A 23,990-nucleotide genomic window follows, 5' to 3' on the forward strand; every position below is an offset into this window, starting at 1 on the left:
AAGAGTATTCATGCTGTGAGTATATCATTTTTTTTAAGGGTTTCGTGTATACTCCTTCCGTCAAATACCGTTAATTAAAAAGGCTAATTATGCTGGATATTGTTTTATACCAACCCGAAATTCCACCTAACACGGGGAATATTATCCGCCTTTGTGCGAATACCGGTTTTTCGTTGCATTTAATTGAGCCCTTAGGGTTTGAGTGGGACGATAAACGTGTAAAGCGTGCAGGCCTTGATTACCATGAGTTCAGTCATGTTCAGCGCCATGCATCATTTGAAGCCTACCTTGAAAAATGTAAACCCAAAAAGGTATATGCGTGTACGACTAAAGGTAGCCAATTTCATCATGAAGCACGTTACGAAGCAGGCGACTGCCTAGTATTTGGACCTGAAACACGCGGCCTTCCCGATGAAATGATTCAAGCGCTACCAAACGATCAGCGCGTGCGTATTCCAATGCAACCCAATAGCCGAAGCATGAACCTATCAAACGCGGTAGCGGTATTTGTTTACGAATCATGGCGACAGCTGGGCTTTCCAAACGCGCAGTAATACCTGCTTTATTAAAGCAAACAAAAAACCGACATTACGTCGGTTTTTTAGTTTTACTCACAATGATGAAAGCTATTCTGAGCGTTGCTCTCTTCCTAGCAATGCCATAGCAGCGGCTTTCATGTCTTTATTTTCATAAAGTACTTTATAGATTTGTTCAGTGATAGGCATTTCAACGCCTGCACGCTGGGCAAGTAAATACACTTCTTTGGTGTTTCTAAAGCCTTCTACCACTTGGCCTATCGACTCAATAGCGGCTTCAACACTTTCACCTTTACCCAGTGCTAAACCAAAACGACGATTACGCGATTGGTTATCAGTACAGGTTAAAATTAAGTCACCCAAACCCGCCATCCCCATAAAGGTTTCTGGCTTTGCGCCCAGTGCACAACCTAACCGAGTCAGTTCAGCAAGGCCTCGAGTGATCAAGGCTGTACGAGCATTCGCTCCAAAACCTACGCCGTCAGAAATACCCGCGCCAATAGCAATTACATTTTTAACCGCACCGCCCAGTTGGATACCAATAAAGTCATCATTGTTGTACACACGAAACGAGCGACCACAATGCAGTAAATCGGCGAGCTGCTGTGCAAACTCAGGTGAAGTAGACGAAACAGAAATAGCTGTTGGTGAACCCATTGCCATTTCTTTAGCAAATGTAGGACCCGAAAGTACCGCAAGCGCCATTTCATCACCCAACTCTTGCTGTGCAACTTCTTGTAATAAGCGCCCCGTATTGGGCTCAAGGCCCTTAGTCGCCCATGCTACTTTTGCATCGGCTTGCAACGCAGGCTTTATCTGCGCAAGCGTGTCGCCAAATGCATGGCTAGGCACAACAACGAGCACAATAGCACTGCATGCAACTGCACGTTGTAAATCGGCTTCTAGTTTTAGCGTTTCTGGGAATGGTGCGTCAGGTAAGTAACGTTGATTTTTCCGCTCAGCTGCAAGCGTGGCAACGTCGTCGCTATTGCGTCCCCAAAGCGTCACATTATGACCATTTCGGGCTAAACAAATAGCAAGGGCGGTGCCATAAGACCCCGCCCCTAATACAGTAACAGCTGAAGTTGCTGTACTCATAAGTTATGCGTCTGCTGTAACCTGGTCAGCTTGCGTAGTACGTTGTTGCATGTACTGTGCAAATAACGCGTCAAAATTTACTGGCGCAAGGTTCAGCTGTGGGAAAGTGCCACGGTTAACTAGGTTAGATACTGCTTCACGTGCATATGGGAACAATACGTTAGGACAAAATGCACCTAGCATATGAGCAAGCTGTACTTCTTCAACCTCAGCAATAGTAAAAATACCCGCTTGTTGAATTTCACATAAAAACGCAGTTTCTTCGCCAATTGATGCTGTAACCGTTAATGCTAAAACAACTTCAAATACACCTTCGTCTAACTTGTTAGAGCGAGTATCTAGGTCTAGCTTAACTTCTGGCGTCCATTCTTTTTGAAAAATCGCCGGAGAGTTTGGCGTTTCAAACGACACGTCTTTAGTGTAAATACGTTGAATAGTAAATTGTGCGCCTGCGTCTTGTGCCGCTGCTGCGTTTTGAGTTTCTTCGTTCATTGTTATTCCCAACTTGTTCGTTATTATAATTAAATTAAGCGTGTAGCTTAGCGTCAAGTTTGCCTTGCGCTTCAATAGCCATCATGTCGTCACAGCCACCGATATGTTCATCATTAATAAAAATTTGCGGTACAGTGCTTGCGCCACCTGCTTTAGTGATCATTTCATCACGAAGCTCAGGTTGTACACCAATATCATAATTAGTGAACTCAACGCCTTTGCTTTTTAAAAGCGCCATAGCGCGCTGACAAAATGGACAATATGCCTTGGTGTATAAAACAACGTTACTCATAATAAATCCTCTATCGGTCTAGCTAAATGTGATTAGCGACCTGTTATCGTTGGTAAGCTAGCAGATTGCCATGCACCCATTCCGCCTGCTAATACATAAACCTGCTCAAAACCGGCTTTATGCATTGCTGTAGCAGTACCTTGGGCTGTCATACCTGTAGTACATACTAATATAATGGGTTTAGTCTTGTACTTTTCAAGGGCTGAAAAGTCAGATTTTTTTGCATTTTCAGGGCTTAAATGTTCAGCACCCGAAATACGACCAGACGTAAACTCTTTTTGTGCACGCATATCGACTACTTGACCGTCTTCACGATTAATAAGTAGCGTTAGCTGCTGAGGGTTTATTTGACGGATAGCTGAAAACTTACTTTTTATCCAACCACTGACAATAAGAAAAACAATACCAACCCAAGCTAGGCTTAAAATAGGGTGATTGCTTATAAATTCAATATATTGATCCATTCGACTTCCACTATAAATTACATCCCAAAACGCAATGTTTTAGACATTTTAGACTTTAGCCACGCAAGTATACCCAAACCAACTTAAAATGCGAGTTTACACAGAGTTTAAAAGTACTAAAAACACCCCATATAAAGGTTATTAACCGCACATCGTCATCAATACGATATTCAATTAAGTGAAAAAATTTAATATGCTGTTTTGTATGCTGATTCAAGTAACAAAACACGGTATGCTAAAGCTAAACAGGTGCTAACTTTTAGGAGTGACTATGACTGAACATAAAAAACCACTGGTATTAATGATTTTAGACGGTTGGGGATATCGTGAAGACGAGCAAAGCAACGCAATACTCGCTGCAAACACCCCAGTATTAGACGATTTATGGGCGACTCGCCCTCGCACGTTAATTTCAGCGTCTGGTTTTGATGTAGGTCTCCCTGATGGACAAATGGGTAACTCTGAGGTTGGGCACGTAAACTTAGGGGCTGGTCGTATCGTGTATCAAGACTTTACTCGGATCACCAAAGCGATAAATGACGGTGAATTTGACTCAACCCCTGCACTTGTTGAAAATATTGATAAAGCAGTAAACGCTGGTAAAGCTGTTCATGTTATGGGGCTATTGAGCCCGGGTGGTGTGCATAGCCATGAAGACCATATTGTTGCAACCATAGAGTTGGCTGCAAAACGCGGTGCTAAGGAAGTCTATTTTCATGCATTTTTAGATGGTCGTGATACCCCACCGCGCAGTGCCAAAGCATCTATTGAGCGTATAGAATCGTTATTTGCAAAACTTAATTGTGGACGATTAGCAACACTCGTTGGTCGTTATTATGCAATGGATAGAGATAACCGCTGGAATCGTGTAGAAAAAGCCTATGATGTAATGACCTCTGGCATTGGAGAATTTAACTACGCCAATGGTGTAACCGCATTAAATGCAGCGTATGAACGCGATGAAAACGACGAGTTTGTTGCTCCTACAACCATTACACCAGAAGGTACCGAAGCGGCCCAGATTAATGATGGCGACACCGTTATTTTTGCAAACTTTAGGGCAGACCGAGCACGTGAAATTACACGCGCCTTTGTTGAGCCTGAGTTTGGCGGCTTTACCAAGAAAAAATCTCCGGCTCTTAGCGCATTTGTCATGATGACAGAATATGCAGCCGATATAGACGCACCCGTTGCTTTTGGCCCAACTCCTCTTACTAACGTATTAGGGGAATGGTTTGAAAAGCAAGGTAAAACGCAATTACGTATTTCTGAAACAGAAAAATACGCACACGTTACCTTCTTTTTTAGTGGCGGACGAGAAGACGAATTTGAAGGTGAAACGCGTGAATTAATCCCTTCACCACAAGTAGCAACCTACGATTTACAACCTGAAATGAACTCAGAAATGCTGACCGACAAACTCGTAGAAGCTATTAAAAGCGGAAAATACGATGCCATTATATGTAACTACCCTAATGGCGATATGGTTGGCCACTCAGGTGTATTTGATGCCGCCGTAAAAGCCTGCGAAGCCGTTGACGCATGTATTGGCCGTGTAGTTGGTGCATTAAATGAATTTGGCGGTGAAGCGTTGATCACGGCCGATCATGGTAATGCAGAACAAATGGCTAACCTTAAAACGGGCCAAGCACATACCGCGCATACAAGTGAACCGGTGCCATTTATTTATGTTGGTCGCGATGCTACACCATCAGAGGGTAAAGCATTAAGTGATGTTGCCCCTACTATGCTGCATTTAATGGGCATGGAGCAGCCAAGTGAAATGACTGGCACGCCTATCATGACGTTGAAATAACCCATGATTAAACGTGTTAACCGATACTTTAAGTGCGGCTTAATACTCGCCTCATTGGTGACTGCATCAGCAGTTGCCAATGAAGATCGCACTAAAAAAGATCTATCACAGGTGAAACAAGCACTTGAACAAAGCCAATCTGAGTATAATCAACAACGAAAAAAAATATCTCAACTTCAAAAAAACCTTAAAAGCCATGAGCTTGAAATAGCTAAAAACGCTAAAGCACTCAACATGGCTGAGCAGTCTGTTAAAGAAACCCAGCAACAGCAAAATCAACAACAAATAAAAGCTGATGAGCTAGATAAAAAACATATCGAATTTCAACGTATTTTAGGGGCGCAGTTAAAAAGTGCTTACATGGCAGGTGGTGATGACTACTCTAAAATGTTACTGAATCAAGAAAACACAGCGCAATTTGAGCGCACACTGAGCTATTATAATTACCTCAACAAAGCACGAATTGAACAGATAGAAGAATTAAAAGAACTTAAACAACAAATCACGTTAAACCAAATTGCACTAAATAAAACAAAAGAAAAGCTATTAGCTTTGTACGATGAGCAAAAAAAACGTCAAACAGCTTTAGTAAATGCACAAAGTGAACGCCAGGCAAACCTCAGGAACCTTCAGGTTCAACTTACAAGTACTAAAAGCTCAATCGATTACTTAAAAGAAAATCAGCAAATATTGGTTACCACTATTGAAGAACTTGAAAAAGAAAAAACAGAAAAAATAGAATTACTTGGTCTTAATAAAAATAAAGGGAAATTAAACTGGCCGAGTAAAGGGAAATTACAGCACACATTTGGCCAACGAAAGCATGGCGGCATTGACTGGAAAGGCGTGCTTATAGGTGCAAAAGAAGGTACCAATGTAAATAGTGTCCACAATGGGCAAGTTGTATTTGCAGATTGGTTAAAAGGTTATGGCTGGGTAATTGTAGTCGATCATGGTGAAGGCTTTATGAGCTTGTATGGCCATGCCCAAACGCTACTAAGAGACGTAGGTGACATGGTACGACAAGGTGAAACATTAGCGTTGGTTGGTCAAAGCGGCGGGCAGGCAAGTTCTGGTCTATACTTTGAAATACGACACAAAGGACGCGCAGTAAACCCCGTAAAATGGTGCAGACGAATTTAATTGACTAAACCGCTGCTCCGCTGAGGAGTAGCTGATGAAAAACAATAATGTAATACCCGCATTTAAAAAAGCAGGCTATGTTTCCAGCCTGCTTTTATTCACTTTTATTTTAATATTTAACAGTGCACTCGCAAGCTCAGTAAAAAATCTAAAAAGCCAACAAATCGATGAAATTTTATTTAACATACACGCTTATTATGTTGACGATTTAGATCTACAAAACAGCCATTATGTACAATACAACAACAAACAATTTGAGCGCTTATACTCAAAGCTAGACCCCTACTCTAAATACCTAAATCAACACGAGTTAGACGCCTTATTTGACAATACCAATGGCCGCTACACAGGCATTGGTATTGAGGTTAAAAAAGTTAATAAAGATATAAAAATTGTCAATGTGGTGAGTAACTCTCCAGCCAAAAAAGCGGGGATATTAGCAAACGATATTATTGTAAGTGTTAATCAAAAAGCGGTAAACACGCTCAGCGTTGAAGAGGTGGCCGTGTTAATAAAAGAAAATCAATTTACAACGATTAACCTCACCGTTAAGCGAAATGAAAGCCCTGCCCCTGTGTCGTTTAACGTAGCTCGTACGCAAATACAACTAGAAAGTGTAACCAGTAAAATTTTAGAGTCAGGCATTGGCTACTTAGCTATCAATAGTTTTTCTAATCACACGCTACATGAAGTAGCACTGCAAATTGCAGCGATGCAAAATAATTACGATTCCCCATTATTAGGACTTGTTATTGATTTACGTGATAACCCCGGTGGCACGTTAAAAAGTGCGATTGCGGTCTCGGATCTCTTTTTACAAAGTGGAACAATAGTTACAACTAAGGGCCGATACTTTGACGCTAACCAGGCTTTTTATGCTAAACGGGGCGACATACTCAAAGGCACCCCAATTGTTGTACTTATTAACGAAAACTCAGCTTCTGCGGCCGAAATTTTAGCCGGCGCCTTAAAAGACAACCACAGAGCAAAAGTGGTTGGAAGCCAATCGTTTGGGAAAGGGTCGGTGCAATCACTTATACCACTAGGGAATGGTAACACTGCATTAAAGCTCACCACCGCAAAGTATTTTACCCCTTCTGGTAAATCAATTGATGGCGTTGGAATAACACCCGATGTGACGATTAATCAAACAATACTTCCACAAAACAATAAAGCCGTTATAATAAAAAATGAGCAAGCAAAAAATAACCAAAACCAGCTTGTTAATACCTTAGCTGATTTACAATTAGTTAAAGCGAAACAATTACTCAGCATGCAGTAACAGTTAAATTCTGGCATTTACTGAGAAAAAGATAATAAAAATTATAAACGTGAATACTATTAACAAAAACATACGAATGTGGCTTTTTATCAGCATATGTATTGCTTACTTTAGCGCTAACGCCAACGCTAAACAAATAGCGATAGTCATTGATGATATAGGCTACCACCAAAGAGACTTAGAGTTTTTAACCTTGCCTGGGCAATTGACCTATTCAATTTTGCCCCACACACCCTATTCACAAATTTTTGCAACACGTGCTAGCAAAGCAAATAAAGAGTTACTGTTACATGTGCCTATGCAGGCGCTTAACGGCAAAGCGCTTGGGCCAGGTGCGCTAACCCTTGATATGGACAAAGCTCAGCTACAACAAACCCTAGGAACAGCACTAGCAAGTTTGCCGCAGGTTAGAGGCGTGAATAATCACATGGGCTCGGCATTAACTCAGCAAAGCCAAGCCATGAAATGGACAATGGAAGTACTTAAAAAGCGACAGTTATACTTTTTAGATAGCCGGACAACAGGCCAAAGCCAAGCACAAAATGCCGCCAATTTTTTTGGGGTCGAAAATGTTAGTCGTCATGTTTTTTTAGACAACATAACAACAGCAGATCAGCTTCAGTTTAGGCTCGATGAACTAAAACAAAAAGCAACTAAACACAACTTTGCTATTGCCATTGCCCACCCCTACCCAGAGACGATAGATTTTTTGCGTAAAGCACTGCCAGAGCTGAGCCAACAAGGCTATGAATTAGTGCCAGTTTCTCAGTTAGTACAACGCAAATACATTCAGTTAGCGCAGGCTCAAGGAAAAACAATTAGCGCGCGATAATTAAATCAAATAAGGTATTTGTCTCTTATGCTTTATAATACCCATCCGCAATGATACTTAATCATTTTGCGGAGCTAAATGTGTCGCTAACTGCGTGAAAAAATTCTCATTTAGAACAAATAAATAGCAATTTTTCTGCCTAGCTATCAACACGTTTTCCGGCCTCATAAGTGAATTGGTATGATATTTGTGTACATTATTAATTTTCAACAAAAAAGCCCTGCATTTCATGCAGGGCTTTTAAAATGTTACGCTTTTAGAACGTATCAACACATAGCGCTTTGAAGCTTTTTCATTGCTGTTTTTTCAAGCTGACGAACACGCTCAGCTGATACGCTGTATTTCTCAGCAAGCTCTTGCAGTGTTGCTTTATCGTCAGATAACCAACGAGCACTAACTATATCTTGTGAACGCTCATCAAGTGTTTTAAGTGCGCTGAACAAACGAGTATGTGACTGTTCTTGCCATTGCTGTTGTTCAATGTCATCTGCTAAATCAGCAGAACCATCTGTTAAATATTGTACCGGTGAATAAGTGCTTGTTGGGGCGTCATCGTTATCATCACCCGTTAAATCAAACCCCATATCTTGACCGCTCATGCGAGATTCCATTTCACGCACTTCTTTTTCGCTTACACCCAGCTCACTAGCAACAGTGCTAACCTCTGCTTGGTTAAACCAGCCTAGACGCTTTTTATTTTTACGAAGATTAAAAAATAATTTACGCTGTGCTTTAGTTGTAGCTACTTTAACAATACGCCAATTCTTCAGAACAAATTCGTGTATTTCAGCTTTAATCCAGTGCACTGCAAATGAGACTAAACGAACACCCACGCTTGGGTCGAAACGTTTAACCGCTTTCATCAGGCCTATATTACCTTCTTGAATAAGGTCAGCTTGTGGTAAACCGTATCCCGAGTAGCTTTTTGCTATATGCGCTACAAAACGTAAATGCGACATAATGAGTTGCTTTGCAGCACTAAGATCGCCTTCTTCCTGAAGCTTTTTAGCAAGTTCTTGCTCTTCTTCAACTTTAAGCATAGGGATAGTGCTCACCGCTTGAAGATAGCCATCCATGCTTGCGCTTTGTTGTCCAACTGTAAGTGCCATTGCGTATAAATCTTTACTCATTTTTCACCTCGGTGATAAACATTTGAAACCATCTTAGCACTCTTTCTCTAAGAGTGCTAACCCCAATTTAAAACTTTTTTAAAGCATAAATCAAGCGGTTTTTTAGCGTTATTGAAGTCTACTATAAGCGACTGAATAAGCGATGAATTAAGGGATTGCAGGTGGTTAACGTGAGTTTTTCACCTTATTTACAATTCATGCCAAATATGGAGGGTAGTAGATAAATGTGACAGTTTATATAGAGGCTGTACAACCCAACCCATTAGCATACGCGCTAAGCACTGAGTTAGTTCACTTATATAAGTTTGTGTAGATGAGGAAGAGAGCAACACACTCATAAAGTTAAATGTCTATTCAAAAAAGTTTCACTTTAAAGTGAATAAAACATCAATAGCATAACCTATATAGCTCGCTTAATTAGCAACGAGCTATGCAGGTACCTATTACACTTTGTCTGGCTCTATTTCTTTAATGTATCTATTTACAGATAAGTAAGAGCCAACAAACCCCAAGCTTGTAGCAAGTAAAACCAAAAAGCCAAATTCGCTAAGCGTTAAACCAATGAGTAAAAAGTTAGTTTGATACACACCAGCCACGCTATTTACGGCTGAAGAAAGCCACCACATCATTAGCGCAACGGATATAAAAGCAAACAATCCACCAATAACGCCATACCAAATACCGGTCCATAAAAATGGCGCGTGTATAAATGTATTTGTAGCACCTACAAGCTTCATTACTTGTATTTCTTCTTTTTTGTCCATGATAGATAAGCGAATAGTGTTACCTATTATGAGCGTTACAGACGTTAATAATAACAAGGTAATGGTTATTACACTTTCTTTTAGCAAGCCAAGTAGTGCATTTAAGCGCTCTAACCAGGCTATATCAAGCTTGCCAAAATCAACCTCACGCTCCGCTTCTAACTTAGTTAAAAGCACCTTTGCAGCATTAGGCTGGCGGTGCCGCTTGGTGGGTGTAACTAGCACAACATCGGGTAATGGATTGCTATCTAGATATTCTAGCGCTTGCCCAAAACCTGACACTTCCTGAAACTCTTTTAATGCTTGCTGCTTTGAAATAAACGTTACGCTCTCTACTTCAGGGTATAAGGCTAAGCGCTTAACTAACGTTGCTGTTTCTTGTTCCGTCATTGTTTGTTTTACAAATAACGATATTTCACTGGCCTCTTCAAAGCCACTGCTTACTTGCTGCACGTTTTTAACCACTAAGTAAAGTGTGGCAGGAAGCGTTAAGCTTAATCCAAGTACCGCAATTGTCATCATAGATGCCAGTGGTGTGCGCCACATTTCACCCAGACTATGAATCCCTTGACGAAAAATATTAACGATAAAAAAATAGCCATTTGAAATGAATGATTTTTTTTGTTTTTCGTTTTTGTTTTGGCGGCTTTTAAACAATAAACTCATAATGCCCCCTGCGCTAATGGATCTTCAAGCATTCTGCCATCCTTTAACGTTAAGCTCCTATACTTCATGCGCGCAACAAGCCCTAAGTCATGGGTAGCAATAAGTACGGTTGTGCCGTGTTTATTAAAGTCTTCAAATAATTTAAGTATTTCCATAGACAGTTCAGGATCTAGGTTACCCGTTGGCTCATCAGCAAGTAAAATTGGCGGAGAATTAACAATAGCACGTGCAATACCAACTCGCTGTTGCTCACCACCTGACAACATAGATGGGTGACATTTAACCTTATCGATTAAACCCACTTTATCGAGCGCACCATGAACACGCTTTGCAATTTGATTACGGTGAGTACCTTCAATGATCAACGGTAGCGCAACATTATCAAATACAGTGTATCGCTCTAGTAATCGATGATTTTGAAAAATAATACCAATATCTCGTCGTGCATAAGGAATTTGACGCGAATTAACTTTATTCAAATCAATACCATTAATAAACACATTACCGGCAGAAGGGCGTTCCATTAAACTAATTAATTTTAAAAGCGTACTTTTACCTGCGCCACTGTGACCTGTTAAAAAGGCAAGTTCGCCGGGTTTGATATGAAAATTAACTTTTTCGAGGGCTCGATGCCCACCTGGATAGGTTTTACTTACTTGCTGAAAGTTTATCATTTTTTATTATGCCAACCTCATTAAAGTGTTAATGCAATTGGTATTCCTTGCAATTAAAAAGGGAGCAAGCTCCCTTCTTGGTAAATTAAACGTCGTCCTCATCTTGGCTAAATAATGCATCAATAAAGTCATCGCTCTTGAAAGAACGTAAATCATCAATACCTTCACCAACACCAATATAACGAATTGGAATGTTAAACTTATCCGCTACTGCAAAAATAACCCCACCTTTTGCTGTACCATCAAGTTTTGACAAAGTAATACCCGTTAAACCTACACATTGGTTAAACAAGTTTACTTGACTAATCGCATTTTGCCCTGTGCCAGCATCTATTGTTAGCATAACTTCATGCGGTGCATCAGGATCTATTTTTTTCATTACGCGAGCTATTTTTTCAAGCTCTTGCATTAAATTATCTTTATTTTGCAGACGGCCAGCTGTATCAGCAATTAACACATCAACATTACGCGCCTTTGCAGCCTGAAAAGCATCAAATACCACCGATGCACTATCGGCTCCGGTGTGCTGTGCTATAACCGGGATGCTGTTACGCTCACCCCATACTTGAAGTTGCTCAACCGCAGCGGCTCTAAAAGTGTCGCCCGCAGCAAGCATGACCGACTTACCTTCATTTTGAAACTGTTTTGCCAACTTACCAATGGTCGTTGTTTTACCAACACCGTTTACACCTACCATTAAAATCACAAACGGTTTTTTTTCTGCGGGTATTATTAATGGCTGCTCAGCAGTCTTGAGCATGCTGGCCATCTCTTGCTTCATTAATTCATACAGTGCATCGCCGTCTTTCAGCTGCTTTCTATTTGCACCATCCGTTAATCTATCGATTAACTTCATGGTCGTATCAACACCTAAATCAGCCGTTAATAATTGAGTTTCCAGCTCTTCAAAAAGGTCATCGTCTATTTTTTTACCGCTAAAAATAGATGAAAAGCCAGCGCCTATATTAACGCGAGTTTTTAGTAACCCTTTTTTAAGACGAGAGAAAAACCCTTCTTTTTTAGGTTTTTCTCCTTGCTTGCTCTTTTCTGCTTGCTTAGCTTTTTCTAAAGCAAGGCGCTCTTGCTCTAAACGTTGCGCCTCTGCTTGCTCTGCAGCTATACGTTCTTGTTCTACACGCTGGGCTTCTGCTTGCTCAGCTGCTATACGCTCTTGCTCTAAACGCTGGGCTTCTGCTTGCTCTGCTGCAATACGTTCTTGTTCTAAACGCTGCGCTTCTGCTTGCTCTGCTGCAATACGTTCTTGTTCTAAACGCTGCGCTTCTGCTTGCTCTGCTGCTATGCGTTCTTGTTCTAAACGCTGCGCTTCTGCTTGTTCAGCTGCTATACGCTCTTGCTCTAAACGCTGGGCTTCTGCTTGCTCTGCTGCTATACGTTCTTGTTCTAAACGCTGCGTTTCTGCTTGTTCAGCTGCTATACGCTCTTGCTCTAAACGCTGCGCTTCTGCTTGTTCAGCTGCTATACGCTCTTGCTCTAAACGCTGGGCTTCTGCTTGCTCTGCTGCAACACGCTCTTGCTCTAAACGTTGCGCCTCAGCTTGCTCAGCAGCGCGTTCCTGCTCTAAACGCTGGGCCTCTGCTTGCTCTGCTGCAGCACGTTCTTTTGCTAGCAGTTCAGCATTTGCTTGTTCTATTGCTAATTTTTCAGCTTGCTCTACAGCAACACGCTCTTGTTCGGCTTTTTCAGCGACAACGCGTTCTTCTAAGCGTTTAGCTTCCTGCTCTGCTAAAGCTTGTTGTTTATCAGCCTCTGCTTTTTGTTCGGCTTGTTTCTTATCTGACTTACCAAAGCCGAGCCAAGACATTAATTTACTTTTTTTTGCCATACTTGCTAATAACCACTTATAAAAATCTGATAAACTAAAATTTGAAAATAGCTTGGAAGAGCCAACATACTTTGCCAGCCAAACAACCATTCAAAACATAAGTGTTCAATAGTAACACTTTTAATGCGGTTGAAAAATGAAGCTATACGTAATCTACTACAATATTATCTGAGCTAGATCCCAGATACCATTTTTTAGTGAGCTAAATGAGAAATAAAACAACTAAAAATAAAGCAATTAGCAAATCTACTGATGGCTTTATTAGAGTGATAAGTGGGCAATTTCGGGGCCGTAAGCTTCCAGTAAAAGACGTACAAGGCTTACGCCCCACAACCGACAGAATCAAAGAAACGGTATTTAACTGGTTGATGCAAGACACGCGCGACGCAAATGTTCTCGATTGTTTTGCAGGATCAGGGGGATTAGGATTTGAAGCACTTTCACGGTTTGCAAGCAACGCTACATTTTTAGAACTTGACCCAAGTGCAGCAAAGCAACTAGAGCAGAATATCTCAACGCTAAAACTGATCAATGCGCAGGTAAAACATACAAACTCACTTTCATTTTTAGAACAAAAAAATATTAACACGCCATTTGATTTGGTTTTTGTTGACCCGCCTTTTCGCAAAAATTTAGCCCAAACTAGCTGTAACTTATTAGAAATAAATAACTGGCTTAACGAAGATGCGCTTATTTATGTTGAAGTTGAGAGCGATCTAAATACATTCAACATCCCAACTAACTGGCTGTTAATTAAAGAAAAAAAATCTGGACAAGTGTTTAGCAGGCTCTACCGTCGCCAAACAAATTAAGACTGTTTAACGCTATGGGTTTCTGTTAATATTATCCTTTACATGTGGTGTTGCTTCGGATTACAATACCGCACCATTTTTGAACCACTTGATCAATGTTTGATCAACTTGAGCAACGCTCATAATTTAGGTAGGTGAATTTTTAATGCCAGTAATTAAAGTAAGAGAGAACGAACCGTTTGACGTAGCACTTCGTCGCTTCAAGCGTTCATGTGAAAAAGCAGGTATCCTTTCAGAAGTTCGTCGTCGCGAGCACTATGAAAAGCCAACAGCTGAGCGTAAGCGTAAAAAAGCTGCAGCAGTTAAGCGTCACATGAAAAAACTTTCTCGTGATAACGCTCGTCGCGTTAAATTATACTAATACATTTGGTCTTGTATAAATGAGCCTTTTAATAACGCTAAAAGATGCGCAAAAAGATGCGATGAGAGCTAAAGACAAACAACGTCTTAACCCTATTCGCATGGTACTTGCTGCAATCAAGCAACGTGAGATTGACGAGCAGATAACACTAGACGACGCAGGTATTACCTCCGTTATAGTAAAGCTTGTTAAACAGCGTCGCGACTCTTACACTCAGTATAAAGATGCTGGGCGTGATGATTTAGCTGAAATTGAAGCCAATGAAATAACAGCACTTGAAGCCTTCTTACCTCAACAATTGAGCGAAGAAGAAATCATAGCTCTCATTGACGCGGCTATTGCTGATACTAACGCAGCAGGTATGCAAGACATGGGTAAAGTAATGGGTATAATCAAAAGCAAAGCTGAAGGTCGCGCCGATATGGGCAAGATCTCTGGTTTAATTAAGCAAAGATTAACTGCCTAACACTCCCTATACGTAAAGTATAATTGAAGTAAACCGAGCCTTGTGCTCGGTTTCTTTGTTTTTACGTCACTAAAAAGTAAACTTTAGGCCTATATTCAAAAAATGAAATTATTCATACTGACTCTATTTATTTAGCCGTCATTTTGGTAAGTTAAGGTCCAATTGTTTATACCTCACTGGTATAAATTGTGAGTTTCACTTTCGTTATTCTTCTTAATATTTCAGGACTGTATTTTACTAATGGCTGGAAAGATCCCACGAAGTTTTATAGATGATTTACTTGCCAGAACCGATATTGTCGATCTGATAGACTCCAAAGTTGGCCTAAAAAAAGCCGGCAAGGACTATCAGGCATGTTGCCCTTTTCATAACGAAAAATCGCCTTCATTTACTGTATCACAAGATAAACAGTTTTATCATTGCTTTGGCTGTGGCGCTAACGGGAATGCTATTTCGTTTGTTATGGAATACGAAAAGCTTGAGTTTGTTGATGCTATTGAAGAAATAGCCAGTATGCTTAACTTAGACGTGCCTCGCGAACAAGGAGGTAGTTCGGCGCCAGAACGCACTGCTGCGCAAAAACGCTCAGATTACGATTTGATGCTTCATACAGCTCGCTTTTATCAGCACCAACTTAAGCACCACGCTAACTCGGCCGCAGTCATTGACTATGTTAAAGGTAGAGGACTGAGTGGCGAAACCGTTAAAAAGTTTATGGTTGGCTACGCCCCTAGTGAATGGGATGGTTTATGTTTGCAACTTGGTCGTAATAAAGAACAAAAAGAGCAACTCGTAGAATTAAAGCTCGCCTCAGAAAAAACACCCGGCAGGCAGTTCGACTTTTTCCGCGACCGCTTAATGTTTCCTATTCGTGATAAACGCGGCAGGGTAGTCGCTTTTGGCGGACGCGTTATGCAAGCTGATCAAGGCCCTAAATATTTAAACTCTCCAGAAACCCGAATTTTTCATAAAGGGTTTGAACTTTATGGTCTTTATGAAGCAAAACAAGCGCACAAAAAGTTAGCGCACATTCTTATTGTAGAAGGCTACATGGATGTTGTTGCACTTGCAGAAAAAGAGATTGAATACGCCGTTGCAGCACTGGGAACAGCAACAACAAGCGAGCACATGCATACCTTATTCAGAACAACCGATAAGGTCATTTGTTGTTACGATGGCGACCGAGCTGGACGCGACGCAGCTTGGCGAGCACTTGAAAATGCACTCCCCTATTTAAATGACGGTAAAGCATTAAATTTTGTATTTTTACCTGACGGAGAAGACCCCGATTCATTAGTGCAAAAAGAAGGTAAAGATGCATTCGAACAGCGTTTAAGTGAGGCCGATGACTTTACTAAAGTTATGTTTAATAAATTAAGCCAAGAAATTGATTTAACATTAGATTCAGGTAAAGCAAAATTACTTAGTGCAGCGTTGCCACTCATTGAAAAAATTCCGAGTGAATTTTATCAAGAAAACATTTTAGAGCAATTAGGCCGATTAATTGGGCGCACGCGTGAACAACTTAATAACCGCTTAAAAACACCAAAACAACAGCACGCTATTGAGCGAAAATTTAAAATAACCCCGATGCGACAGGCTATCGGTATTTTAGTTCAGCATCCTAATTTAGCTAAAAGCGTTCCTTTTTTACCAGAACTTGCACAAATGAACATTGCAGGTATTGGTTTATTGCTTCGCTTGCAGCAACAAGCACTTGAAAAAGAGAATATCACTACGGCTCAGCTACTCGAATTTTTTAGAGATACTGACGATTATGAGCCTCTTATTAAGCTCGCTACTTGGCAACATGAAATAAATGAAGAGCGTTTAGAGACTGTTTTTAAAAATACTTTTAAATTTATTGAAGATCAGTGTTTAAATTATCGACTAGAGACCCTATTAATAAAGGACAAGACACAAGGTCTAAATAGCGACGAAAGGCTAGAATGTCATTTACTAATGACAGCGTTAAAAGCGACTAACAGCTAGTCAGATCTAGTTTTGGATGTTATACTGTGCTATTCACTGCGTCACATTGTTCTGGTTGGCATTAATGTAAACCAAGTGATGGCGCCTGTTGTATCAACTTATCAGAGTGGAAGAAACAATCTCTATGGATCCAACTCCTCAGTCACAATTAAAACTTCTGATTCAAAAAGGTAAAGAGCAAGGCTATTTAACTTTTGCAGAAGTAAATGATCACCTTCCACAAGACATAATTGACTCAGATCAAGTAGAAGATATCATAAGCATGATTAATGACATGGGTATTAAGGTTAGCGAAAATGCGCCTGATGCCGATGAATTAATGATGCAAGAAACAACGACAGACGAAGACGCAGCTGAAGCTGCCGCTGCTGCACTTGCTACGGTAGAAAAAGAAATTGGCCGCACTACCGATCCCGTTCGCATGTACATGCGCGAAATGGGCACCGTTGAACTTCTTACACGCGAAGGCGAAATTGTAATCGCTAAGCGTATTGAAGAAGGGATCAACCAAGTACAAATTTCGGTTGCTGAATACCCTGAAGCAATCACTTACCTACTAGAGCAGTGGGATAAGTTTGAAGCAGAAGAAATGCGTTTAAGCGATATCATCGTAGGATTCATTGATCCAAACGAAGACGAAGCGCCAATTTCAGCAACTAACATTGGTTCAGAATTAAGTGAAAAACAACTTGATGACGACGATGACGATGAAGATAAAAGCGACGACGATGAAGATGAAGAAGAAGTAGACACAGGCCCAGATCCTGAAGAAGCTCGAATTCATTTTGAAAACTTACGTGATTTATACAATAAAGCACGTGATACGTTTGAAGCTAAAGGTCGTTCACATCCTGATTCACAAGCTGCTATTTTTGAAATTGGCGAGCTTTTCAGAACCTTTAAACTAATTCCTAAACAGTTTGATCGCATGGTAAATAACATGCGCGAAATGATGGATCGTGTTCGTGTTCAAGAACGCCTAATCATGAAACAAGCTGTACAAATTGCTAAGTTACCTAAAAAAGCATTCGTTAAGCACTTTGCTAATAACGAAACTGACGCTTCGTGGGTTGATTTAGAAATTTCAAATAATGAAAAGTACTCAGCTAAACTAGAAGAAGTTAAACCTGAAATAATTCGCTGTATTAATAAGCTATCTATTATTGAGCAAACAACAGGTTTAAGCATTGAGCGCATTAAAGACATTAACCGTCGAATGAGCATTGGTGAAGCAAAGGCCCGCCGTGCGAAAAAAGAAATGGTTGAAGCAAACTTACGTCTTGTAATTTCAATTGCTAAAAAATACACAAACCGTGGCTTACAATTCTTAGATTTAATCCAAGAAGGTAACATTGGCTTGATGAAAGCAGTAGATAAGTTTGAATACCGCCGTGGTTATAAGTTCTCTACTTATGCTACGTGGTGGATACGCCAGGCTATTACTCGCTCTATTGCTGACCAAGCAAGAACTATCCGTATCCCGGTACATATGATTGAAACGATCAATAAACTTAATCGCATCTCTCGTCAAATGTTACAAGAAATGGGTCGTGAGCCAAATCCAGAAGAATTAGCAGAACGCATGATGATGCCTGAGGATAAAATCCGTAAGGTACTTAAAATTGCTAAAGAGCCAATTTCGATGGAAACACCCATTGGTGATGATGAAGATTCGCACTTAGGTGACTTTATTGAAGATACCACCATTGATTCGCCAATCGATTCGGCAACAATGGAGTCGCTTCGTGGCGCAACTAACGATGTACTAGCTGGACTTACAGCGCGTGAAGCAAAAGTACTTCGTATGCGTTTCGGTATTGATATGAATACCGACCACACTTTAGAAGAAGTAGGTAAGCAATTTGACGTAACACGTGAGCGTATTCGTCAAATAGAAGCGAAAGCGCTGCGTAAATTACGCCACCCTTCTCGTTCAGATTTACTGAAAAGCTTTTTAGACGCTAAATAATTTAGCGCTATGTAAAAACCGAAAAGGCCGCTGTAGCGGCCTTTTTTCTATTTAAAGGAAAAAATCATGGCTTGGATCCAAATCCGTATCAATGCCAATGCTGCAACGGCAGATGCAGTAAGTGACCTATTAATGGAGTCAGGCAGTGCGTCTGTTACTTTTATAGATGCTAAAGACACCCCTATTTACGAGCCTAAAATTGGCACTGTAGAGTTTTGGGCAGACACCACCGTAATTGGTCTATTCGAAGCTAATCACGATATGAACGAAGTGATTGCATTATTAAAGCGCCATAATGAAATAAACGAATCACTCATATACAAAATTGAGCAGCTCGAAGATAAAGATTGGGAGCGTGAGTGGATGGATAACTTCCACCCTATTCAATTTGGCGAGAAGCTATGGATTTGTCCTAGCTGGCGTGACATTCCAGACCCAGAAGCTGTTAACGTTTTGCTTGATCCAGGCCTTGCATTTGGCACAGGCACGCACGCAACAACTGCTTTGTGTCTAAAATGGCTAGAAAGCCAAGACCTAACAGGTAAAACCGTAGTCGATTTTGGATGTGGCTCAGGCATTCTAGGTATTGCTGCTATTAAACTCGGTGCAGAGCGCATGATTGGGATTGATATTGATCCACAAGCACTCGAGGCAAGCCTTGATAACGCAAATAGAAATGGCGTTGCAGACAAGTTAGAAGTATACCTTCCGGAAAATCAACCTGAGTTTACTGCCGATATTGTTGTTGCCAATATTTTAGCTCAACCGCTACGCGAACTGCACAGTGTAATTTTAGGGTTGTTAAAACCCGGTGGTAAAATTGCCATGTCGGGTATATTAGAAGAGCAAGCCCAGTCAGTAGCTGATATCTATGCCCCTTTTATTGAGCTAGATGATATTGCCGTTGAAGGTGATTGGACCCGTGTTAGCGGTACAAAAAATAGCTAATCACGTACATTAACAATTTTAGAGTATTAACTCAAAAGTCGCATGTAAAGCCTGTATTTAACAGGCTTTACTATTTTTTTACAAAATAAAAAATAAACATTATTTATTATAAAAACATCATTCGTTCAAATTTCATCCAAATAAACCCTTTCGTCATACGGTTATCAAATGTCAATACGAAAAGAGCAAAAAAAAGTCACTTTTGTTCAATTTATAGCCTTTGATTTTTGTCAAAAAAGCCGTAAACTTAGCGCCCCTTGAAAAGAGGCCTATTGAATACAGTGCGTATCGGTAAATACCAACTTGAGAATAATGTAATTGTTGCGCCTATGGCCGGCATTACAGACAGACCATTTAGACAACTCTGCCGTCGTTTAGGCGCCGGGCTTGCTGTGTCTGAAATGTTATCGTCAAACCCAAAGGTTTGGAAAACTGAAAAGTCGATGAACCGTATGGATCACAGCGGTGAGTCGGGTATACGCGCGGTGCAAATTGCAGGAGCTGATCCTGAGCTTATGGCGCAGGCCGCACAATTCAATGTTGCTAACGGTGCACAAATCATAGATATAAATATGGGGTGCCCAGCAAAAAAAGTGAACAAGAAACTCGCAGGCTCTGCCTTATTACAGTTTCCTGAACTCGTGGAAGAGATTATTGATGCAGTCGTTAATGCTGTTGATATACCTGTGACACTTAAAATCCGTACTGGATGGGATCCGGATAACCGTAATGGTGTAGAGATTGCGAGAATAGCTGAACGTTATGGCATTGCATCACTGGCTGTACATGGGCGAACACGCGCATGTATGTATAAAGGTGAAGCAGAGTACGCCACGATTAGGGATATAAAGCGTTCAGTGTCGATTCCTGTTGTTGCAAATGGTGATATAACTTCACCAGAAAAAGCAAGACAGGTTTTAGACTATACGGGTGCAGATGCCATTATGATTGGTCGAGCCGCCCAAGGTCGCCCTTGGATATTTAGGGAGATAGACCACTATTTGCGAACTGGTGAACACATGCAGCCACCTGCTATTGAAGAGGTGCGCAGTATTTTAATGGAGCATTTAACAAACCTCCATGCGTTTTACGGTGAGCCAATGGGCGCGCGAATTGCTCGCAAACATGTATCTTGGTATTTGCAAACCCATGACAGTGATGGTCAGTTTAGGCGAGTATTTAATGCGCTCGACAACCCACAAGCACAGGTCGTCGCATTAGAGCAATACTTTAAAACACTAGCAGCTAACTAAGAAAGAAAGAGACTTTATAATGTTCGAACAAAACGTGACTTCTCCATTTATCACAAACCCTCATGTTCAGTCACACGAGAAACCGCAGCCATTGCGTGATGCAGTAAAAAAAGCTGTTCACCACTACTTAAAACAGCTTAACGGTCAAGATGTGCAAGACGTATACGACCTTGTTCTTTCAGAGCTAGAAGCGCCATTACTTGAAGAAGTAATGACATACACACGTGGTAACCAAACTCGTGCAGCTATTTTACTAGGTATAAACCGTGGTACTTTACGTAAAAAGCTTAAAAAATACGGCATGAACTAATACCAATTATATTGAAAGCGTAAGCATTCTAACGAGCTAAACAAGCCCATAACGGCGTTAAAAAGTTCTTATGTAGAATAACTACACTGTAAAATTTTTGCCTTGTTATAGACTTGTTTTTCTATCGTTATAACTGCTTACTAATCCAATACAATTGGTATCATGCAAAAAAAGCACCTTAGGGTGCTTTTTTTATGCGTACAATTTAGTAGAGATGTTGCAAAATGCTCACGCTTATTGGCGCTTTAAAAGTCGTTTTTTGAGTCGTAATCAGTTAAAATGCCCGCTTCTAAGCTAGCTCATTAACTGAGGAAATCAAACTACAATGGATACTCATCGTCCCATTCGTCGCGCACTATTAAGTGTGTCTGATAAAACCGGTATTGTTGAATTTGCACGCGCACTAGAAGCGCAAGGCGTTGATATATTATCAACTGGCGGTACGTGTAAACTCCTTGCTGATAACGGCATAAAAGTGACTGAAGTTTCAGATCACACCGGTCACCCTGAAATCATGGATGGCCGCGTAAAAACCCTTCACCCTAAAATTCACGGCGGTATTTTAGCCCGTCGCGGACAAGATGAAGATGTAATGGCAGATAACAACATTTCTGCAATCGACATAGTTGTAGTTAACTTATACCCCTTTGCGAATACCGTCGCTCAAGAAAACTGCAGCCTTGAAGATGCCATTGAAAATATTGATATTGGCGGTCCTACAATGGTTCGCGCAGCAGCTAAAAACCATAAAGATGTAACAATTGTGGTAAACGCGAGCGACTACGACCGTGTTATTAGTGAAATGCAAAACAACAGTGGCTCAACAACGTATAAAACACGTTTTGATTTAGCTATTGCCGCTTATGAGCATACAGCACAGTACGATGGCATGATTGCTAACTACTTTGGTAAAATGGTGCCTGATTACACCGAAGAAGCTGCTGAAGATACTAAATTCCCTCGCACTATTAATATGCAGTTTACTAAAAAGCAAGACATGCGATACGGTGAAAACTCACATCAAGACGCAGCTTTTTACGTTGAAAATGATGTAAGTGAAGCATCAGTGGCAACAGCAACTCAGCTACAAGGTAAAGCGCTTTCGTTTAATAACATTGCAGACACCGATGCAGCGCTTGAGTGTGTTAAAGAATTTGATGTACCAGCGTGTGTCATTGTAAAACATGCAAACCCGTGTGGCGTATCGATTGGTGAAAACATTCTTGCAGCTTACGAGCGTGCATTTAAAACAGACCCAACATCAGCGTTTGGCGGAATTATTGCCTTTAACCGTGAGCTTGATGCGCAAACAGCTCAAGCTATTGTTGACCGCCAATTTGTTGAAGTAATTATTGCACCAAGCGTTTCGAGCGAAGCGGCAAAAATTGTTGAAGCGAAAAAGAACGTGCGTTTATTAGAGTGCGGGCAGTGGAGTGGTAAAGCAACCGGTCACTACATTAAACGTGTAAATGGCGGTGTACTAGTTCAGGACCGTGATTTAGGTATGGTTACCCAAGGCGACTTAAAAGTCGTCTCTAAGCGTCAACCTTCTGAGCAAGAACTTAAAGATTTACTATTTTGTTGGAAAGTCGCTAAATTTGTTAAATCAAACGCGATTGTTTATGCCCGTGACGGTATGACCATTGGCGTAGGCGCAGGTCAAATGAGCCGTGTTTACTCTGCAAAAGTTGCAGGTATCAAAGCTGCTGATGAAAACCTAGAAGTCCCGGGCTCTGTTATGGCGTCGGATGCGTTTTTCCCATTCCGCGATGGCATAGACGCTGCTGCAGAAGCAGGGATTACTGCCGTAATTCAACCAGGTGGCTCAATGCGCGATGAAGAAGTTATTGCCGCAGCTGACGAAGCAGGCATGGCCATGGTCTTCACTGGCATGCGTCACTTTCGCCACTAATCACAAAAAGGGTTAAGCTCAACGTTTAACCCTTTTTGTTTGCAAGCAATTCACGTATTCTGATTATTCTAACTCCTAATTTTAATGTGAAGGAACAAACGATGAAATTTGCACTAAAGTCTTTACTTGTTGCTAGCCTAGCACTTACTTCAACAATGGCATTAAGCCATAACCATGAATCAAGCCTAAGCCACGCAATAAAAGCAAGCGAGCGAAGCGCTAAAAATAGTGCTCGTGATGAATATCGCCACCCTGAGCAAACATTGGCATTTTTTGGCTTTAAACCGTCAATGACCGTTGTTGAAATTGCGCCAGGCGGTGGTTGGTACAGTGAAATTTTAGCGCCTGCATTGAAAGAGCAAGGCTTATATTACGCTGCTCATTTCCCTAGCGACTCATCGGTTGGTTACTATCAACGTTCATTAGCGGCGTTTAAACAAAAAGTAGCTGAAGACGAACGCTTTAGTAATGTTAAAATTACAGAGTTTGCCCCTTTAACCCACCTAGATATTGCACCTGCAGAATCTGCCGATATGGTACTTACCTTCCGCAATGTGCATAACTGGTACATGGGTAAAGATACAGACGGTGCATTAAGCGCATTTAAAGCGTTTTATAAAGCACTAAAACCAGGTGGTACATTGGGTGTAGTTGAGCATCGTTTAGCCGAAAACCGTGCTGACGACGATCAGAAAACATCAGGTTATATGAAACAGAGCTACGTGGTTGACCTTGCAAAGCAAGCAGGATTTGAGCTAGCAGCAACTAGTGAAATTAATGCTAATCCAAAAGATACAGCCGATCATCCTAAAGGGGTGTGGACGCTACCACCTAGCTTAAGACTTGGCGAACAAGACGCTGAAAAATATAAAGCTATTGGTGAAAGCGACCGTATGACGCTTAAATTTAAAAAACCGCTTTAAATAGGAATAGTA

Annotated in this window: 23 protein-coding genes; 15 read left to right on the forward strand and 8 right to left on the reverse strand. The window is 40.9% G+C overall.

Annotated features, from left to right (window positions below):
- Nucleotides 1-89: 89 nt before the first annotated feature.
- Nucleotides 90-554 (forward strand): tRNA (uridine(34)/cytosine(34)/5-carboxymethylaminomethyluridine(34)-2'-O)-methyltransferase TrmL, encoded by a 465-nt coding sequence (gene trmL / locus KZZ04_RS10985; RefSeq protein WP_058404519.1) that lies wholly within the window; start codon nt 90-92, stop codon nt 552-554.
- 72 nt (nt 555-626) lie between these two features.
- Here trmL and gpsA read toward each other — a convergent pair whose 3' ends face one another.
- The 4 genes from gpsA to KZZ04_RS11005 are packed head-to-tail and all read right to left on the reverse strand — an operon-like array spanning nt 627 to nt 2,882.
- Nucleotides 627-1,634: an NAD(P)H-dependent glycerol-3-phosphate dehydrogenase gene (gene gpsA / locus KZZ04_RS10990; RefSeq protein ID WP_058404520.1), complete on the reverse strand. Its 1,008-nt coding sequence runs from the start codon at nt 1,632-1,634 to the stop codon at nt 627-629.
- 3 nt (nt 1,635-1,637) lie between these two features.
- The gene (gene secB / locus KZZ04_RS10995) at nt 1,638-2,126 is read right to left on the reverse strand and encodes a protein-export chaperone SecB (protein WP_058404521.1); all 489 of its coding nucleotides are present in this window, start codon (nt 2,124-2,126) and stop codon (nt 1,638-1,640) included.
- Nucleotides 2,127-2,160: 34 nt separating this feature from the next.
- Nucleotides 2,161-2,418, reverse strand: a complete 258-nt coding sequence (gene grxC, locus KZZ04_RS11000) for a glutaredoxin 3 (protein WP_058404522.1) — start codon at nt 2,416-2,418, stop codon at nt 2,161-2,163.
- 32 nt (nt 2,419-2,450) lie between these two features.
- Entirely contained in the window at nt 2,451-2,882 is a 432-nt protein-coding gene (locus tag KZZ04_RS11005; protein WP_058404523.1) for a rhodanese-like domain-containing protein, read from the reverse strand.
- A gap of 271 nt (nt 2,883-3,153) precedes the next feature.
- On the opposite strand from KZZ04_RS11005, the gene gpmM reads away from it, so the two are divergent.
- The 4 genes from gpmM to KZZ04_RS11025 all read left to right on the forward strand — a co-directional run bounded on the left by gpmM (nt 3,154) and on the right by KZZ04_RS11025 (nt 7,955).
- Nucleotides 3,154-4,698: a 2,3-bisphosphoglycerate-independent phosphoglycerate mutase gene (gene gpmM / locus KZZ04_RS11010; protein ID WP_219422754.1), complete on the forward strand. Its 1,545-nt coding sequence runs from the start codon at nt 3,154-3,156 to the stop codon at nt 4,696-4,698.
- Between the two features lie 3 nt (nt 4,699-4,701).
- Nucleotides 4,702-5,841 carry a murein hydrolase activator EnvC gene (locus KZZ04_RS11015; RefSeq protein ID WP_219422755.1) on the forward strand — a complete coding sequence of 380 codons (1,140 nt, stop codon included), beginning with the start codon at nt 4,702-4,704 and terminating at the stop codon, nt 5,839-5,841.
- 34 nt (nt 5,842-5,875) lie between these two features.
- The gene (locus KZZ04_RS11020) at nt 5,876-7,123 is read left to right on the forward strand and encodes a S41 family peptidase (protein ID WP_219422756.1); all 1,248 of its coding nucleotides are present in this window, start codon (nt 5,876-5,878) and stop codon (nt 7,121-7,123) included.
- A 76-nt stretch (nt 7,124-7,199) separates the two neighbouring features.
- Nucleotides 7,200-7,955, forward strand: coding sequence for a divergent polysaccharide deacetylase family protein (locus KZZ04_RS11025; RefSeq protein WP_219422757.1), 756 nt, complete (start codon nt 7,200-7,202; stop codon nt 7,953-7,955).
- Between the two features lie 266 nt (nt 7,956-8,221).
- Here the strand turns inward: KZZ04_RS11025 and rpoH are convergent, their stop codons facing one another.
- The 4 genes from rpoH to ftsY form a co-directional block, all read right to left on the reverse strand.
- On the reverse strand, nt 8,222-9,085 hold the full coding sequence (gene rpoH / locus KZZ04_RS11030; RefSeq protein WP_219422758.1) for an RNA polymerase sigma factor RpoH: 864 nt from the start codon (nt 9,083-9,085) through the stop codon (nt 8,222-8,224).
- A gap of 443 nt (nt 9,086-9,528) precedes the next feature.
- The gene (gene ftsX, locus KZZ04_RS11035) at nt 9,529-10,515 is read right to left on the reverse strand and encodes a permease-like cell division protein FtsX (RefSeq protein ID WP_058404527.1); all 987 of its coding nucleotides are present in this window, start codon (nt 10,513-10,515) and stop codon (nt 9,529-9,531) included.
- On the reverse strand, nt 10,512-11,189 hold the full coding sequence (gene ftsE, locus KZZ04_RS11040) for a cell division ATP-binding protein FtsE (protein ID WP_058404528.1): 678 nt from the start codon (nt 11,187-11,189) through the stop codon (nt 10,512-10,514). Before ftsE ends, ftsX begins: the two co-directional genes overlap by 4 nt.
- A gap of 85 nt (nt 11,190-11,274) precedes the next feature.
- Nucleotides 11,275-13,032: a signal recognition particle-docking protein FtsY gene (gene ftsY / locus KZZ04_RS11045; protein ID WP_219422791.1), complete on the reverse strand. Its 1,758-nt coding sequence runs from the start codon at nt 13,030-13,032 to the stop codon at nt 11,275-11,277.
- 206 nt (nt 13,033-13,238) lie between these two features.
- Here ftsY and rsmD point away from each other — a divergent pair, with 206 nt between their 5' ends.
- The 10 genes from rsmD (at nt 13,239) to KZZ04_RS11095 (ending at nt 23,978) form a co-directional block, all read left to right on the forward strand.
- On the forward strand, nt 13,239-13,844 hold the full coding sequence (rsmD, locus tag KZZ04_RS11050; protein ID WP_138530600.1) for a 16S rRNA (guanine(966)-N(2))-methyltransferase RsmD: 606 nt from the start codon (nt 13,239-13,241) through the stop codon (nt 13,842-13,844).
- 145 nt (nt 13,845-13,989) lie between these two features.
- Nucleotides 13,990-14,205: a 30S ribosomal protein S21 gene (rpsU, locus tag KZZ04_RS11055; RefSeq protein WP_002957797.1), complete on the forward strand. Its 216-nt coding sequence runs from the start codon at nt 13,990-13,992 to the stop codon at nt 14,203-14,205.
- Between the two features lie 19 nt (nt 14,206-14,224).
- Nucleotides 14,225-14,671, forward strand: coding sequence for a GatB/YqeY domain-containing protein (locus KZZ04_RS11060; protein WP_008114877.1), 447 nt, complete (start codon nt 14,225-14,227; stop codon nt 14,669-14,671).
- 240 nt (nt 14,672-14,911) lie between these two features.
- On the forward strand, nt 14,912-16,663 hold the full coding sequence (dnaG, locus tag KZZ04_RS11065; protein ID WP_219422759.1) for a DNA primase: 1,752 nt from the start codon (nt 14,912-14,914) through the stop codon (nt 16,661-16,663).
- 124 nt (nt 16,664-16,787) lie between these two features.
- On the forward strand, nt 16,788-18,632 hold the full coding sequence (gene rpoD / locus KZZ04_RS11070; RefSeq protein ID WP_058403752.1) for an RNA polymerase sigma factor RpoD: 1,845 nt from the start codon (nt 16,788-16,790) through the stop codon (nt 18,630-18,632).
- A 66-nt stretch (nt 18,633-18,698) separates the two neighbouring features.
- Nucleotides 18,699-19,580, forward strand: a complete 882-nt coding sequence (gene prmA, locus KZZ04_RS11075; RefSeq protein ID WP_219422760.1) for a 50S ribosomal protein L11 methyltransferase — start codon at nt 18,699-18,701, stop codon at nt 19,578-19,580.
- A 281-nt stretch (nt 19,581-19,861) separates the two neighbouring features.
- On the forward strand, nt 19,862-20,833 hold the full coding sequence (gene dusB, locus KZZ04_RS11080) for a tRNA dihydrouridine synthase DusB (RefSeq protein ID WP_201020856.1): 972 nt from the start codon (nt 19,862-19,864) through the stop codon (nt 20,831-20,833).
- Nucleotides 20,834-20,852: 19 nt separating this feature from the next.
- The gene (gene fis / locus KZZ04_RS11085) at nt 20,853-21,143 is read left to right on the forward strand and encodes a DNA-binding transcriptional regulator Fis (protein WP_002957804.1); all 291 of its coding nucleotides are present in this window, start codon (nt 20,853-20,855) and stop codon (nt 21,141-21,143) included.
- A 325-nt stretch (nt 21,144-21,468) separates the two neighbouring features.
- Nucleotides 21,469-23,055, forward strand: a complete 1,587-nt coding sequence (gene purH / locus KZZ04_RS11090) for a bifunctional phosphoribosylaminoimidazolecarboxamide formyltransferase/IMP cyclohydrolase (protein WP_219422761.1) — start codon at nt 21,469-21,471, stop codon at nt 23,053-23,055.
- A 101-nt stretch (nt 23,056-23,156) separates the two neighbouring features.
- Nucleotides 23,157-23,978, forward strand: a complete 822-nt coding sequence (locus KZZ04_RS11095) for a class I SAM-dependent methyltransferase (RefSeq protein ID WP_058403755.1) — start codon at nt 23,157-23,159, stop codon at nt 23,976-23,978.
- Nucleotides 23,979-23,990: the final 12 nt, after the last annotated feature.

It is taken from the genome of Pseudoalteromonas sp. CR1, from assembly GCF_019392235.1.
Lineage (GTDB): Bacteria > Pseudomonadota > Gammaproteobacteria > Enterobacterales > Alteromonadaceae > Pseudoalteromonas.